The sequence below is a fragment of the Paenibacillus sp. JL3B1040 genome (genome assembly GCF_057063165.1).
The window spans coordinates 288917-304994 of record NZ_CM169317.1 but is presented as its reverse complement, the minus strand read 5'-3'; the positions used below and the strand labels follow the sequence as shown (position 1 = coordinate 304994).

Annotated in this window: 15 protein-coding genes; 6 read left to right on the top strand and 9 right to left on the bottom strand. The window is 45.5% G+C overall.

Annotated features, from left to right (window positions below; all coding sequences use genetic code 11):
- The first annotated feature begins 84 nt into the window (after positions 1 to 84).
- The 3 genes from ACZF99_RS01400 (at position 85) to ACZF99_RS01390 (ending at position 3875) form a co-directional block, all read left to right on the top strand.
- On the top strand, positions 85 to 843 hold the full coding sequence (locus tag ACZF99_RS01400; RefSeq protein WP_483608399.1) for an SDR family oxidoreductase: 759 nt from the start codon (positions 85 to 87) through the stop codon (positions 841 to 843).
- Positions 844 to 862: 19 nt separating this feature from the next.
- Positions 863 to 1771, top strand: a complete 909-nt coding sequence (locus tag ACZF99_RS01395; RefSeq protein WP_483608397.1) for an oxidoreductase — start codon at positions 863 to 865, stop codon at positions 1769 to 1771.
- Positions 1772 to 1850: 79 nt separating this feature from the next.
- Entirely contained in the window at positions 1851 to 3875 is a 2025-nt protein-coding gene (locus ACZF99_RS01390; protein ID WP_483608395.1) for a DUF1565 domain-containing protein, read from the top strand.
- A 304-nt stretch (positions 3876 to 4179) separates the two neighbouring features.
- Here the strand turns inward: ACZF99_RS01390 and ACZF99_RS01385 are convergent, their stop codons facing one another.
- Both ACZF99_RS01385 and ACZF99_RS01380 read right to left on the bottom strand, forming a co-directional pair.
- A complete protein-coding gene (locus ACZF99_RS01385) occupies positions 4180 to 4599 on the bottom strand; it encodes a hypothetical protein (RefSeq protein ID WP_483608393.1) in 420 nt (139 codons plus the stop codon).
- Positions 4600 to 4743: 144 nt separating this feature from the next.
- Positions 4744 to 5202 carry a hypothetical protein gene (locus tag ACZF99_RS01380; protein WP_483608391.1) on the bottom strand — a complete coding sequence of 153 codons (459 nt, stop codon included), beginning with the start codon at positions 5200 to 5202 and terminating at the stop codon, positions 4744 to 4746.
- A gap of 167 nt (positions 5203 to 5369) precedes the next feature.
- On the opposite strand from ACZF99_RS01380, the gene ACZF99_RS01375 reads away from it, so the two are divergent.
- Positions 5370 to 5564, top strand: coding sequence for a ribbon-helix-helix protein, CopG family (locus tag ACZF99_RS01375; RefSeq protein WP_016313935.1), 195 nt, complete (start codon positions 5370 to 5372; stop codon positions 5562 to 5564).
- Between the two features lie 78 nt (positions 5565 to 5642).
- Here the strand turns inward: ACZF99_RS01375 and ACZF99_RS01370 are convergent, their stop codons facing one another.
- From ACZF99_RS01370 to ACZF99_RS01340, 7 genes are all read right to left on the bottom strand, one after another.
- Positions 5643 to 6452 carry a hypothetical protein gene (locus ACZF99_RS01370; protein WP_483608388.1) on the bottom strand — a complete coding sequence of 270 codons (810 nt, stop codon included), beginning with the start codon at positions 6450 to 6452 and terminating at the stop codon, positions 5643 to 5645.
- Between the two features lie 66 nt (positions 6453 to 6518).
- Positions 6519 to 6755, bottom strand: coding sequence for a hypothetical protein (locus tag ACZF99_RS01365; RefSeq protein ID WP_483608386.1), 237 nt, complete (start codon positions 6753 to 6755; stop codon positions 6519 to 6521).
- A gap of 235 nt (positions 6756 to 6990) precedes the next feature.
- Positions 6991 to 7662 (bottom strand): phospholipase D-like domain-containing protein, encoded by a 672-nt coding sequence (locus tag ACZF99_RS01360; protein ID WP_483608384.1) that lies wholly within the window; start codon positions 7660 to 7662, stop codon positions 6991 to 6993.
- Positions 7655 to 8062, bottom strand: a complete 408-nt coding sequence (locus ACZF99_RS01355; protein WP_483608382.1) for a (deoxy)nucleoside triphosphate pyrophosphohydrolase — start codon at positions 8060 to 8062, stop codon at positions 7655 to 7657. The genes ACZF99_RS01360 and ACZF99_RS01355 overlap by 8 nt, the downstream gene beginning before the upstream one ends.
- 280 nt (positions 8063 to 8342) lie before the next feature.
- The gene (locus ACZF99_RS01350; RefSeq protein ID WP_483608380.1) at positions 8343 to 10079 is read right to left on the bottom strand and encodes a restriction endonuclease; all 1737 of its coding nucleotides are present in this window, start codon (positions 10077 to 10079) and stop codon (positions 8343 to 8345) included.
- A 685-nt stretch (positions 10080 to 10764) separates the two neighbouring features.
- A complete protein-coding gene (locus ACZF99_RS01345) occupies positions 10765 to 12096 on the bottom strand; it encodes an ATP-binding protein (RefSeq protein WP_483608378.1) in 1332 nt (443 codons plus the stop codon).
- A gap of 45 nt (positions 12097 to 12141) precedes the next feature.
- Positions 12142 to 13500 (bottom strand): IS4 family transposase, encoded by a 1359-nt coding sequence (locus ACZF99_RS01340; RefSeq protein ID WP_483605564.1) that lies wholly within the window; start codon positions 13498 to 13500, stop codon positions 12142 to 12144.
- A 431-nt stretch (positions 13501 to 13931) separates the two neighbouring features.
- Here ACZF99_RS01340 and ACZF99_RS01335 point away from each other — a divergent pair, with 431 nt between their 5' ends.
- Together ACZF99_RS01335 and ACZF99_RS01330 are read left to right on the top strand one after the other, a co-directional pair.
- The gene (locus ACZF99_RS01335; protein WP_483608376.1) at positions 13932 to 14147 is read left to right on the top strand and encodes a hypothetical protein; all 216 of its coding nucleotides are present in this window, start codon (positions 13932 to 13934) and stop codon (positions 14145 to 14147) included.
- A 160-nt stretch (positions 14148 to 14307) separates the two neighbouring features.
- Positions 14308 to 15795, top strand: a complete 1488-nt coding sequence (locus ACZF99_RS01330) for an IS1182 family transposase (RefSeq protein ID WP_483606049.1) — start codon at positions 14308 to 14310, stop codon at positions 15793 to 15795.
- Positions 15796 to 16078 lie beyond the last annotated feature (283 nt).

Genomic DNA, 16078 nt, shown 5'->3' with positions numbered 1-16078 from the left:
GACCCCATTCGCTTAGATAAGATTAGCACAGACAAGATGTCTATGAAAGCCGAATATCGACTTAACCAGGGGAGGAAGAGGAGAATGGACTACAATCGAGGAAATAAATATGCAGGCAAAAAAATCGTAATTACGGGAGGAAGCAGCGGGCTCGGCCTTACGACAGCGAAACTGCTGGCGGATGAAGGCGCAAGCGTCCTGATCACCGGGCGTACCCAGTCGAAGCTGGACTCCGCGCGTGAACAACTGGGCAGCAACGCGGTTGCCGTGCTCAGCGACACCGCGTCGTTAACGGCGATCGATGAATTGGCCGACCGGGTCAAGGCCGAGTTCGGAACGATTGACGCCTTGTTCGTCAATGCCGGCATCACGGGCTTTGTTCCCTTCGAATTGACGACCGAGGAAATGTACGACGAGTTGCTGGCGATCAACGCCAAAGGTCCGTACTTTACCGTGCAAAAGCTGACCCCGTTGCTCAACGAAGGAAGCGGCGTGGTACTCACGACCTCGATCGCGAACACCGTGGGGATCCCGATGCTTAGTGCTTATGGGGCCAGTAAAGCCGCGCTGCGCTCGATGACCCGCAGTCTGGCCCGCGAGCTGCTGCCGCGGAAGATTCGCGTCAACGCGGTTAGCCCCGGCCCGATCGACACCGGCATTATGGATAAATCGATGCCGAAGGAAGCGGCTGAGCAGACCAAGGCGCAGATGGAACAGCAGATCCCCATGCTGCGATTCGGTGAACCGATCGAAGTAGCCAAGACTGTCGCATTCCTTGCATTCGATGCGACTTACACCACCGGAGCCGAAATTCCTGTGGATGGAGGCGGCTCTCAGATCTAAAGGAAGGACGAACCCATATATGACAACATCCTGGACAGAAGACGACATCCCGGATCAGACGGGACGCATGGCGATCGTAACCGGAGCCAACAGCGGGATTGGCTGGGAAGCGGCGCGGGCGCTAGCCAGCAAAGGGGCGACGGTCATTATGGCCTGCCGCAGTATCGCCAATGCCAACCTGGCCGCTGACCGGATCAGGGCGCTTAAGCCGTCAGGCCAAGTCGTAGTGATGGCGCTCGATCTGGGCGATCTGGCCTCCGTCCGCGCTTTTGCGGCGGCCTTTCGCCAGAACTACCCGCGGCTGGATCTCCTGATTAACAACGCCGGCGTAGCGCATCCCCCTTATGGGAAAACCGCGCAGGGCTTCGAGCAGCAATTCGGCACCAACCACCTGGGGCATTTTGCGCTGACCGGTTTACTGCTGGATCTGCTGGATGCCACGCCGGGCGCACGCATTGTAACCGTAAGCAGTATTTCGCATCGGTCGGGAGTCATCCACTTTGATGACCTGAACCTGGAACGGAACTACAAGCCCGCGCTCGGCTATGCTCAGAGCAAGCTGGCGAATCTGTTGTTCACCTATGAGCTGCAGCGTCGGCTTGTAGCCGCAGGCCAATCCACGCTGGCCGTAGCGGCACATCCGGGCTGGTCCGCAACCAATGCGCTGCGGCATTCCAACTTCATGCGACGCCTCAACCCGATGTTCGCGCAGCCTCCGAAAATGGGCGTCTTGCCCACCCTTTACGCAGCGACCGCACCAGACGTCCGCGGCGGAGACTACTTTGGGCCAAGCCTTCTCGAACTGCGCGGCTTCCCCAAGAAGGTCGAATCGAGCCCGCGCTCCCATGACGAAGCCGCCGCGCGGCGGTTGTGGGCGGTTTCGGAGGAGATGACGCAGGTGAGGTATGAGTTTGGGGACACCTTTTGACCATTCCGGCCATCATTTGTAAAATAATTATAGCCGTTTGAACCGGCGACATTCGATAGGCGGGAAGAAGGAGATTCTTATGGAATACCATGTATCCATACATGGGAGTGATCAGGCAAATGGAACAATCGATCAACCCTTTCGTACGATATCACGCGCTGCAGCTCTTGCCCTGGCTGGGGATACGGTTATCGTCCATGCCGGGGTATACAGGGAATGGGTGAACCCGGCTCATGGAGGGACAGAGGAGCATCGAATCCTCTATCGATCCGCAGGCGACGGGGAAGTCGTCATTACAGGAGCTGAACGGATTACGGACTGGAAGTCGGAGGGGGGCCATGCTTGGAGTACCGAAGTCCCTAACTCCCTGTTTTCCGTTCGTAATCCCTTTGAAGAAGAGCTCCGTGGAGACTGGGTGTTTGACGGGCCCTTCCCGGTCCATCTCGGGGATGTCTATTTGGATGGCAAATCTCTGTATGAATGCGATCGTGTCGAGAAGGTTCACCAGCCCGAGGTTTGGCCCGAAGCCAAATATCCCAAAGACTCCCTGTTAACGTGGTATGCCGAAGTTGGGTCTGCCACAACCAAGATCTGGGCCAATTTTGGCGGGAGAGATCCCCGTAAGGAAAATGTAGAAATCAATGTCCGTCCTTATTGCTTCTGGCCTGAGAAACCCGGACTTAACTACATAACTGTAAGCGGATTCACGCTTCGCCAGGCCTCTCCGGGGTGGGCGCCGCCTACGGACTACCAGGAAGGTTTGATCGGACCTCATTGGAGCAAGGGTTGGATTATTGAAAACAACATCATCAGTGAATCCAAATGCGTGGGGATCAGCCTGGGTACCGCAATCGGTACAGGTCACGCTAAGTCTTCCGGGAAGCATATTAAAGGCGGTACGCAACGCGAGCAGGAGGTTATTTTACGGGCATTACACTCCGGTTGGCATAAGGATCGCATCGGCAGTCACATCGTTCGCGGTAATGTGATTCATGATTGCGAACAGGCGGGTATCGTGGGTCATATGGGGGCCGCCTTCAGCCGCATTTATCAGAACCGCATTTACAATATTCACCACAAACGGCTCAGACACGGTGCCGAAGTCGCCGGAATCAAACTGCATGCTTCCCTGGATACCCAAATTAGCGAAAATATCATCTATAGCTGTTACCGGGGACTTTGGCTTGACTGGCAGGCACAGGGCACCCGCATCAGCCGCAATGTATTTTTTGACAACCTATCTGAAGACTTGTTCGTTGAGGTCTGCCATGGTCCGTATATGGCGGATCATAATCTGTTCCTCTCTCCTATGAACTTCCGAAATATGGCGCAAGGCGGCGCATTTGTCCATAATTTGTTTGCAGGCCGATTTGTCGTTCGTTCCGAGATTACCCGTACGACGCCTTATCACTTCCCTCACGAGACCGCAATGGCAGGGTACTCCAATATCACCGGAGGCGATGACAGGTACTATAACAATATCTTTTTGGGGGATGAGGGTGCGAATCAGGAGCCGGTTCCCATTACCTTTTTCGAGCATCTTCCGCTTAAACCAAGGGATGAAGTGGGAGAGAACGGGAAGACGATCATGGATGGGGTTCCGGACGATTCCATCTGCTATCTGCATCCTGTGGGCCTGGGAGGCTACAACAACCATCCGGATGCCAAAGATAAGAAGTGGTGGGAATACACCAAAGAGGAACTTGCTGCGCTTGGCGATGCCGCAAAGGATTTCTTTATCGGAAATGCCGTTCTTCCAGTGGCGATGGGCGGAAATGTATATCTTAACCATGCGGTTCCAGGCAGTCATGAGCCCCATGCGAAAATGGATACGCAGAAAGGCATCACCGTTCAGGTTCATCCTGCGCAAGGCAAAGTGCAAATTCAGGTCCATGCGCCCGAATGGCTTCGAGGAGCCTCTGCCCTATTGGTGACCACCGATCTGCTGGGCAAGACATATCACGCCGAGATGAAGTACGAGGAGCCGGACGGCACTCCTTATCGTTTCGACTCCGACTTCTTCGGAACCAAGAGACCTGATGCAGATGTCACGCCCGGTCCGTTTGAATGGAGTGAAGAGGGGAGTTTTGATTTTGAACTTTAGATAGAAGAAGGGCCCTGACCGTTAGGTTAGGGCCTTTAATTTACATATGGAGGCAAGGGTGCAGTGACATTATTGAAGTCAAATATCACCTTGAAAATAAAACAAGACCAGCACGAGGCAGCTCCTGGACAGAACCACAACACCAGTCTTTGAGGTTATTATACAATATCAGATATTGATGTCAACCTTTTTACAAAAATGAGACCAGCACGAGGCAGTTCCTCCCGTCCCAGAGTTGAAATTCGTGAACGCAGGTGGATTGGCATCAGGGGTGGCCGATGAGGAGCATGCAGATCTACCATTTTCATTCTGAAGTGACACTAATGTCCTCTTGGTCCTGAGTAGTCCCATCGCTGCCTAATGCTTGAACAGAGATGCGGTCGTGAAAAGTCCGGTTGCCGAAGTCCCATGTCAAAGACCAGCCGTCACTCCCATCCTTATCATATCCAATGAGTTCTCTTTCCCCCCAAGTGTCCGTGCCTGTTGGTGTAACCCAAAATAGAACGGTTTCGACATTTTGGGCCTCTACCTGAATGGTCATCGTATTCACATCTTGGTGAACAATCCACCACCCGGCATTCTTCGGCAAATCCGTGGATACCTCTAAGATTTCCGCTTTCACGTCCGTGATTGGAGGCTGTTCTGATACCGTTTGTTGATTGTTACACGCGGATAAGAGTAAGGCGAATAAAAAACATATACCCGTGATGTTCGTTCTCTTCATAATTTCCCTCCAGAAAAAAAGCTGTTATCGAAAAAGATCGTTGCGTACCTCTTTGCGGATATAATCCAGACAAACATGTTCTAACGTATAAACGATATAGGTTGACCTTTTGTAACAGTCTAAGCCCTCTTTTCATTGATCTGCTCATTCACCTCTCGCTAAGTCACTTCGTAATCGCGCTAACATCTTCCCGTACTTGGTAAGATTCCTTTGTGCTTCGTACTTACTGTATTGTAGAACTTCCCTCTTTGTTAGGTATAGCAATGTCCACCATTTACTCCTGTCGCGTGGTTCCCAAATTTTCGCGAGTTCTTCGGGACTAGCTGTGTTTAGTTCCTCATCATAGGCATCCAATTCAAGCCTGGCATCCACGATCAAATTTTCTAGTAAAATTCTCCTGACCCAAACAGCATGAACATAGGGCAGCAAACTACTGAAATATCGTTCAACTTCGAATTCCTCTTCTTCTGAATTTGGACCATAGCCTTGAATGGGGCCAACGATCTTGTGGTCTTCCAAATAAATTTTAACTTTAAACAAATCGTCTGCGTATTCTTCATAGAATAAGGCTCCACCTGGAATGGAATCTACAACAATCTCCATCATTGCTGCCCTCCAATACGAAATATACCGACTCGGGTCCGTGCACAAATGTATGTATTCATAAATATATCATAGTTAAAATACAATTTGTATTCATAAAATAACATAAATTGTGTTATGTTATAATCCCTCACTTTCTTTCTATACTGATACGTGAGGTGATTCAAATGAGCAATGACGAGTTCATCATAACTCCAAGGGAAGATAAGACTGTAACCATGTCCATCCGCATTGAAAAAATCCTTCAAGAACAATTAGATGAGCTTGCCCGAAAAAGTAATCGTTCCCGAAACGAAATCATTAACATGGCGTTGGAATATGCCCTCAAGAATGTAAAGTTTATCGATTCTACAAACGATTAATCTATATAAAGATAGCAAAAACCCGCTCACCGAGCGGGTTTACATTGCGTCACACTATACTTTTTCAGGCTAGTACCCCTACGACTGCTCCACCCGAATCCCCACCACTTTCTCAGCCAAGTCCACAGCGGTATGATCCAGTTGCACCTTCACCTTACCCAGTCTGCGAGCTTCGCGCCATTCCCGCAGATCTTCCTCATTCTCCAGCTTCAACTCGGCAATTTCACTGGCCCGATCAAACATATACTTGCTCGTGTAGAGGCAGGTGTAAATCCCTTGTCCTCCTAGAGCAATCGGCTTGTCCCGCCGCTCCCAACGTTCAATCGTAAACTTAACATATAGCTCCTCTTCCGTTCCGGACCGGGCCGGCCGTTCCGTAATTTCCCGTCTCCGGACAACTTTCCAATCCAGGACCCGTCCAAACCAATGAATACCCGTGTTCCCTGGGCCTTGGAACTTTTTGCGAGACTGGCACATGGCGATGTATTCGATTTGAGTCAGCAGCTTGTGGTCAGCGATATTTTTCAGCGGCATATGGTAGAACTGATGCTTCAAAGCCATCTCCAGTTGGGAAGGCTCCCTGAGCGAACCCACTAGGACATTCTTGCCCGCAAATTTGTTGAAGTAATACTCCTTCGTCCCGCGAGGGCGAGTGGAACGTTCGTAGGCTTTCTCCGGGCTGTCCTGAATGATCTCCTCCAGCAGCTGGTCCATCAAATCCGTCGTATTCGGCAGAAACGGGATCGCCCCGATGTTGACGAGCTGAATGCTTTTGTAAAAAGGATGCTCCCTAAACTTCGCCTCATCCGGATACGGAAACAGCACATACGCCCCAAACATACTCCGCTCATACTCGCCGTTCCGTCGATCCTGGTACACCAATCGCATCCCGGTATCGGTGCATCGTGTTGATGTCGTCCTCCTCAGGACATTAAAACCAGGAACAACTCAATATCATAATCTCTTTTTTTGACTTGATCTCATTTCAATAGTAAGTTGCTCTTGAATAGATATTCCCAGCCTATCACAAATTCGTTGCTTTGTTTTATAGTCAACATCATACATATACAGATAATCAATCATAAACTTTTTTAGTAGACCAAGAGCTAAAAAATTACTCTCTGTTTTCGCTTTAAATTCATCTATATCTTGAAAAGGGATCGTATTAAGATGTTCTAGCTTAATGGCCACATCAATAAGATCAACTGAAACAGAATTATTCTGATCTCTGATTAGTTTGAAAACTTCTGTGAGGTTCTCTGAACCAATTGAATTCGAGACTTTTTTAATAAATACATATGAGAACATGAACGATAGGTTAAAGATAAACTTACTAGCAAGTTTTCTTAATAATTTTGAATCGTTTATCTTTTTGTCATTGCTATTTAGTAGCTGTTGAACTTCATTAACAACACCTTCGGGGTTTTCATTTAGGAAAAATAGCACCAGATTGGGTTTGCGGAAATACCTCAACCGCTCGACTACCTTTTGGGTCAACTTTTTGTACTTCTTCAAACAAAATTTGATACGCTTGTATCCATTCATCTGTTAGCTGAATGGAATTGTGCCATTCTTTTTCAAACTCAATTTGAAACTGTTCAAGAAGCCCCCCATGTTTATATGAGGTAAGCTTCACATTCCATTCATAATTTGCTTTTAATGCTGCTGCAGTTAAATTAGAGCTTCCCATAATAATTGTTGAATATCCTTCATGCTGAAAAACATATCCCTTAGCATGAAAACCACTTAGGCTTGTCACCCTAACTTCAACATTAGTAACCTTCAATAGTTCCTTGAAAATCTTAGGATGGTTAAAGTTAAGGTAGTTAGAAGTAAGGATTTTTCCTGTTACTCCACGCTTATTAAGATCGGCCAAGTGAGACTTAAGCATTGCTAGTCCGCTTTCAGTTATGAAAGCAACAGAAAATATGAAAGATTGACACCGATCCAATTCGTCCAAGAAAGGAGTCAGAACATAATCACGAGTTTCCTTGTTATTAATCAGAAGCCTAGGTTTAAATTCATCCAACGACTCCTGTTCATGATTTATAAATGCCCATTTTATAGAATTGTATAATTGTTGAATTGAATTATTCATATGCTTTAGCCAAACTCTCCTGAATTTTAATCACCGCAGGAATATCTGCGGGTGCCCAATCTAGGGTCATTAACTCATGGGGCGAAAGCCAACGTATTGCCGTATGTTCAGTTAACCTTGGCTGCCCACTTTTTAAATAACAATAGAACGTCGTTAGATGAACATAACCAAATTCATATTCATGAATCGTCGTTTCGATCTTATCCCCAATATCAATTGAACAATTCATTTCTTCATCAATTTCACGCTTCAGCGCAGCCTCAAGAGACTCTCCCTCCTCAACTTTCCCTCCAGGAAACTCCCATTTATTCGCTAGGCTTTTAGTAGCTCCACGCTGGGCACAGAGTATTTTTCCATTTTCGATAATAACTGCCCCAACAACATGAATATGTTTCTTCATATAGAACCTCCTGTTTAATTTTTAGTTAACCCCAAAATATGTGTCTAATATTCACTACCGTAAACCTGAATTACTTATGAAATTAGACTTCGTTCAAATTTATTGATTGTATAAGGGCATAGGCAAATAAATCATCTTCTATTTAAGTAATCGGTTGTACTTATTTTAGCATATTGAATTCAGAGGTGATGGAGAATAACAAGAACAAAAGGAGCACCCTAGAGGTGCTCCACGAAATTAGACGTGTAAAAAGATTATGACGATCCTTCCTAACTCCTGACTAACCCTTTGCTTTATCAGCTAATATTTTCTTAGCCTCTTTTAGGTCAATTTTGGCATGATGTCCATGTTTCTCTAATAAATGCAGAAGATTAGACCCATTTAATAATGTCAACGGTTTGCCTTTAGCAAACTCATAAGCGTCCGGTCCGTAATCTGCAGTTGAGACTAAAATCCCCTTCGTTGCACCCTCATTTACAACAGATCCGTACAAATCTCTTACCGCAGATACACTAACCGTATTCGTATATCGCTTTGCCTGAATAATGATTTTCCCACCTCTGATTGGATCAGGGTCAAATGCTATTGCATCCACACCGCCATCCCTACTTGCTTGCGTTACCTTGACTTCACCACCATTTGTTTGAAACTCTTTTTCAAATAGTTCCCGGATTAAGTGCTCGAAGTCCTCCCAATCCATAGCTGCAAGGTTCGTCGTATCGTCGATTTGATTTGCTACTTCATAACCTTCTATAAACCGTCTATCAGCCTTGTTTATTTGCATAATAGGCTGAACTGGAGTTAAGGCACTTAACTTGCTGCTAGCAACTCCCTTCAAATTTCTAAAACAAACTTTCGGATCAACATTTGCAAGATCGATTTCAACAAATTGATCTTTCTTAACTTGAATGCTTAAAATACAATTGTTCTCTTCTCTTCCTGTCGCCTTGTTGATCGCTGTGACCCAGCCATTAAATGAAACGGCTTCTATCGCATTTGCTACATCCGATTCAAACATCTCATGGAGTGTACGAAGAGTAATTTTATACATGGCTTCGTCGAACATCTTCTGAACCTGAGATTCTGAAATATAGGATTCCTTTAACTCCTTTTTCGATGCAACATACTTTACCTCCTTAAGAGTTGGGAAACACTCTATCGAAGGTAACTGGTACTCTACAACAAGTATTTTCGTTTCAGTATTATATTCTAATTCATAGTTTTTGGGAAAAGACTCCGGGTACTCAGAATTGTTTAATACCATGTCACAGTATTCAATGACTGAATCAACATTATGTTTAAAATACAAATCCTTTAATTCATCAATTTTGTTGTTGTACTCCTCTTGTTCTTTTAGAAATTCACTTTTGCCTCTTTCCCACTCTTTTACTTCCTCCTCCCACTCCTGTACTCTCTGTTCATACTCACGATCTAAAGATTGGTTATATTCATCAACTGATTTTTTTTGTTCCTCCCAATTCAAAACTAGAGCTGAATATCTATTAGCACTTTCCTGTAATTTTTTTTGTCTTCTTGACTTAATAAGCTTATCAATAAAAGAAAATACAGGTGTCTCCTCCCTGGGTTGCTCGGGGTAAGCCCTCTTGGCTTTTTGATCTGGTTTTGAAGGTGATTTTATCGGATATTTCTCTTTTCTTTTTAAGTTATCCCAATTCACAGTATCATCGACCGCTAATGTATGAAGTAATAGATTATCTATTTCGTTCAAATCATTAGTAGCCTCTTCCGATCTTCTAGCAGCTTCTTCGATGCTAGCTTCCTTTTCTTCATTCAAATGTCTCTTATGTAATATGACTTCCCACTTCTCATTCCATTTCTCAGCTTGTAATTCCACCTTATTATGAAGAATATCTGGCTCCGGTGCAGAAATTAGTTTATGTTCATTTAAGCCTTTATGGTACATTTCGACGGAATATTTTAATATTCGAGTTCCAGCTACATTCCATGTTGTTAATACATTACTAGTTTTTATCTCCTTTAAGTACTTGTTACTCATGGTAAGCCTCCATTTCTTATATTAGTAAAAATACCCTAGTACTAACTTTATTCGATTATGATTAGTCCATTCCTCCTATTTCTTGATAATTTTAACTCTAGGACTAAACAAATTTAACAAGGAAATTTGAAGGGATAGTCTTATAAACACATGTATAATGAGATTTTCTTCGTCATTATTTGCTACTTATTTACACTGCCCCATTACCAATTTCTTGGTACTGTTTTGACCATAATTCTGTGTGTATAAAAACTAAAAGGACCCCCTTTTTAGGCGTCCTCTCTGTGTTCCGTCCGCATCTTCCTTGAAACAACATTGTGACGAGGGATCAACGAAGTATATAAATTAACTATGGATAGGCAAAAACCCGCTCAGAACAAGCGGGTTTTCTGTATGGAGGCGAGAGCCCTGTCCGAAGGCAACGCCACATAGGCGAACTTCTTGTGGGTGTAGTGACAAATTTGGTGCCACCCTAGAACTCCTTTCGAAGTTTGACTCGATAATGCTACTAATACATCCAGTTCATTCTATGAAGTTACGCGCAAGTTAAATCAATGATACTTTGAAGTTCTGAATACCCCAAAACAAAGTATCTACAGCATTATTCTCATTACTTCCCCCATAAAGTGGAAGCCATATGCAAGTTACGTGCAAGTTACGTGCAAGTTACCGTCAAGTAAGCCACCTATGCCCAGTAGGGCACATACTTCATATGTTTTGGAGCAGTATCAGGATCTTTTGCCTTAACTTTTGATGCTTCTACTGCATCTTTAATTATTCTGGAGGCAATGGAGATTTGCCTACTATCCATTCCAAAACGTTGACGCAAAGTTGCATTTGTCATAAAGTCTCTAGTTACATATTTTAAACAGGCATGCATGTAACACGCCCTGACCCGTTCTTCGCGATCCATATCCGCAAAAGGCCTATGCGAAAATAGAATTACTCGAGTGTGTTCTTCAGTAACCTCAATTATTGGAGCTGGTAACTGATAGAACTCTGTTTGCGACACTACTTTATCAAATCCACTGCCTCGCTCTTCACAGACGCCAACACGACGTAGGAATGAGGCAATCGCTTCATTTCGTGATCTAGGAGGACTGTCGATAAATCGTTCCACTTGAACGAGCGGTATTCCTGGATTCGTTATTTCCATACGATCTGAGAAAATTTCAATCATTGGTCCTGTACCTCGTAAAGAAAAGTCCTGATGTATTATAGCATTAGCCACCAATTCCCGAACGGCTAATTCGGGATACATTGAAACATCTTTCCTTAAAGCTTTTCCGATTATCTCGTTCCTCGGTAAAAGATTATCTATGAATCCAATAAGTCCTTCGAATCCAGCAGCGTAACCTTTAACCCCCTCTTGTTCCCGTTCAGTTTGAGTGCGGTCTTTGCCGCTATATATAATAACTCGTACCGATTTTCTTTTTAGATGACTAAAGCTTGACAACCTCTTGGCAAATAAAATCGCTCCTAGATTTGTAATATTCCACCCACCCGCATCGCATTTCTTTATCATGTTGTCGTTTGATAAACGTTCTAAAATCCGTTTTCTATCTTCCGGTAGTTCTAGATCCAATAACTCAAAGTAAGTTGGATAATCAAGAAGCTTAAGCACCTCAGAATCCGTGACATTTTCAGCAGCAATCATTTCTTCAAACGGTATTTTATCAAAAGCTCTCCATAGAGCACGCTCTTTATCAGGAAAATCCTTTAGATTCTTTTTGTAAGACCCTATTCGTATATACTCTGTTCCTTTAAATTGTACGGGTTTATCTGTAGCCCTTTCGATCTCTAATATGACTATTTTTCCAGAATCCGTAACTAATTCATAGAATTCGAAATAAATACGAGGTGATAATTGTCTTAATAACCAACTCTCCAATTCTTCATTTCCGACTTTGCTTGAGTGAGGGTTAAAGTTAGTGCCAAGTATGTCATGCGACTGATCTTTGACTCCCCAAATCATAAAAGCATGACTTTTCCCATCCAAAGTAGCAGAGTTACTCAAAGCCGATATATACTCTCCTATACTCTCAAAGTCCTTATTATTAACTCAACTTTCGCAGCATGAAATCGGCAAGTAAGCCTTAATGTAGTTGGGCAAAGCAGCAATCCACTGCTGGAGTTGACGCTGAATGAGAGCCGAAAATTTCTTCCCGGCTTTGGTGGCGATCTCATGGATTAAATCGACCAGTTGCTGCAGGGCCAAGGCCCAATCTAGCGTACCGACTTCGTCGCAAAGCAAATAAAACAGACCACCGAACGAACGGGCGTCCGTACTTTGCCGATGCTGCCAAGCGAGCAGAATGTAGCGCGAAAACACAATGGTCGTGTGACTGATGAGCAAGTCGTAGGAACGGCCTTGAAATTCCTTTTGCAGCCGCAGCAGCGATTTGGTGCACTTGAAGAATACCTCTATGTCCCAGCGCATCCGGTAAATGCGGATGATATCCGAAGCCGCCAGGCTCAGGTCGGTGGAAAGCAGCGCCAGCCATTCGTTTTTCTTGGAACGATGGCGGACAAACACGATCACCACCGGGATTCCCGGAGCGAGCTGTGTTCGGATCAGGCGAAGAATGTTGCGGTTCTTCCCTTCGACACGCGGGGCCACGGCGTATAGTTCCTTCAGACTGAGCCGCTGCCCGTTTACGAGATAGCGCTTGTTGTCATTCTTGACCATGCCGATCACATGTAGCCCGCGACGGAGGATTTCTTGAACAAGCGGCGCATGCGTGAACCAACTATCCATCAAGGCGTACGAGGCCGAGATACCGGCTTTTAACGCACGATCCAGCATGGCTAAGATGACTTGCGGAGCCGAACCAAACGCTTCTTGCCGACGCTTGTAACCGTGACTTCGTTTGTCGATCCTGTCTGCCATTCCTGTGATGCCGGACTTTGCTGAACTCAGTAGCGCAAAGTCTACGGGGACGAACGAATGGCCGTCCGACCAGCCCGTGGTCAGCATGCGGAAGCCTTTGTAGAAAGCCCCTGTGGCATGATCTTTAAAGCGTGCCAGCATCTCCACGGCCTTGCTTCGGTTACGTTCAAACATGGAGTCGTCGAAGATGAAGGCCGTCTCCCGGCTGGACGAGGTCAGCGGTTCCATTCGAGCGATCGTGTCACCGCTGAGCGCGAGCAAAAACCGGCGCCAAGCATAACCGCTATGATTCAAGAAACGATAAACCGTGTCTTTACTCGGGAACCTTTCGCCTTTCTTGCTTTCCAAGAGACGGAACCAGTTTTTCTGATGAAACAGCAGGACAAACACAAGGCGGAATAGATAGGCGCACGTGAAGCCAAATTTCTTTTTGAAACCTGCGTCGCGCAAGTGTTTGAGCACCTTTAGTTCCTGAAAAGCAGGTTTGATTTCGTTTGGCAGTTGATCGAATGGTTGATTTTGATCTATCATAGAGAAGACACCTCTTCTGTGTGGTAGTGATTGCTAGTCACCTTCACTTTACCAAACGAAGCGGTGTTTTTCTATTTTTGTCAACCCAACAACCCAATTGACTTCAAACCTAAGCTACACGTACTGTTATACTATTTTTGACTGTGCGAAAGTTGAGTTATTAAGTTTAAATTCTACCCAACCAGTTTCGCTCGGCAAACTACATAATTCTTTTAGTAAACTTCTCAAGTATTCTTCTGTCCGACTCAAGTCCATCACCCCACTCTGCTTACAAATTAATCTCATTATACAACATTCTTGACCAAAAATACCCAAGGTACACGCAGCAAAAACAACTCATTAACGCGAACATTTGTTCTTGTTTATCGGATCGTTTTTTGCTACAATCATAATAAAGTGGATGTCTATAAAAATATAAGGGAGGATAAACAATGGCAAAATTCTACTACTATAATAAGAATACTGATAGCAAAGGAAATCATGAGGTTCATACAGATGATTGTTCTTACAAACCTGATGAATCAAATAGAGTATTAATCGGTTACGAAAATAATTGTCAATCTGCTATTCAGCGGGTCAAAAAGGATACAGGCAAAAATAATTTTGATGGCTGTTATTTCTGCTGTAATGATTGCCATATAGGGTAAACTTGCCTGCATTCAATTTAAAGAAATCTACCTACGAAAAAAGGCGACCAATTAGAGAGCCCTGCAAAACGAATACAGTTTCTGTAAAAAGCAACCCAGTACCCCTTCGGTGCTGGGTTTGCTGTATACTGGAAGAAAAAGAGAAGCGAGTTGAGCCGTTTTGCTGCAGCCAGCCAGACAACTAACCGCATCATTCCATGCGGAGCTATATCAGCTTGTGCCGGAAGACCATCTGCTTCGCAAGATCGATGCTGCGGTGGATTTCGGATTTGTATACGAACTAGTGGAGGATTCCTACTGCAAGTATTACGGCAGACCGGCAAACGAGCCGGAACTGTTGTTTCGCCTGCTGTTCTTACAGATCCTGTACAACCTCTCGGATGAGCGAATGATTCAGGAAGCTGAGGTGAATCTGGCTTACAAGTGGTTTCTCGGGATCAATCCGGAGGATCCGCTGCCAGACGCCTCCCAGCTGTCGCGGTTTCGTAATCACCGGCTAGGAGCAAGTCAGGTCGAAGACGTACTGAAGCATGTAGTCAGTCAATGCATTGAGCAAGGCTTAGTCAAAAGCAAAACCATTATCCTGGATGCCACGCATACACGGGCCGGCAGCCCAAAACAAAAGCCGTTCGACGTGCTGCGTGACGCGGCCAAGCGTCTGTTTCGCGTCGTAGTCAAACGCCACCCCAAGTTGGAGAAGAAACTACCTAAGCTGCCCTCCGTTAAAAGCGAAGATACGGAAGCGGAGAAAACCATGCTGACCTACTTGGCGCAACTGGGAGAGACCGTGGAGGAACTGCTTCCGGACCATGAAGGAGCGGTGAGTGAGAAACTGGGCATCGCCAAACAAATCATCGAGGATGAGCGACTCCTCTCACAAAAGGGGATTCTCTCCGCCATCGACCCGGATGCACGTTTCGGCTGGAAGAGTAGTAGCAAATCGTTCTTTGGCTACAAAGAACATATCGCCATGACGGAGGAAGAGATCATTACCGCGCTGGAGGTAACACCGGGAAGCACTGACGACGGCAAGCAATTACCGGCATTGCTCGAACAAACCACAGCAAACGGTGTAACCGTAAACGAAATCATTGCGGATACCGCCTATTCGGGCAAGGATAATCTGGCGAGAATGAAAAAGGAAACCATATCGCCTGTCGTGCCCTTAAACCCAATTGTCCACGAAGGGGGCGAGCGTCAAGAAGGATTCGAGTATAACAAGGATGCCGATTTCGTCGTTTGTCCGGCCGGTGAGCGAAACAAACGGAAGGCGATTCAAGGCAGCAAGACCAGCGGAGAGAGCCGATCACTCGTCTTTTACTTTGACGTCGAGAAATGCAAAACCTGTCCGCTGCGCGAAGGATGCTACAAGCCGGGCGCCAAGAGTAAGACTTACTCGATTCGGATCATCGCCGAACATTATAAGGAACAGATCGAGTTCGAGTTCAGTGATACGTTCAAGGAACGAATCAAGCGCAGACCGATCATTGAACACAAGAACGCGGAAATGAAGAGATTCCACGGTATGGATACAGCCAGGTACCGGGGTCTCTTCCGCATGCGAATACAAGCCTACCTCACCGCGTTTGTTGTAAACGTAAAACGGATGGTGAAGTTAAAAGAGCAAAAGCAGCCCATCCTCGGGTGAGGATGAAGCTGCTTTTTCCGTTTTATCGAATTTATTTTCCAGTTCCGAGCCCCCAATAACCTAGAAACGAGGCTTTTGCAGGGCTCTCCAATTAAGGTCGCTTTTTCGATACTACATATGGAGGCGAACCGTGGCTGTGTAAAACCACAATTCGTCTTAGTGTATTGATTAGGTTACGGTACGCCAAGTAGCAGATCATAAAAAAGAGAGTTCTAAAGCTCTCTATGGGCTAGCTGCATCATCCCTTGCGTGGGGTGATCCTCTGCCAAATCAGTCTTTTCTG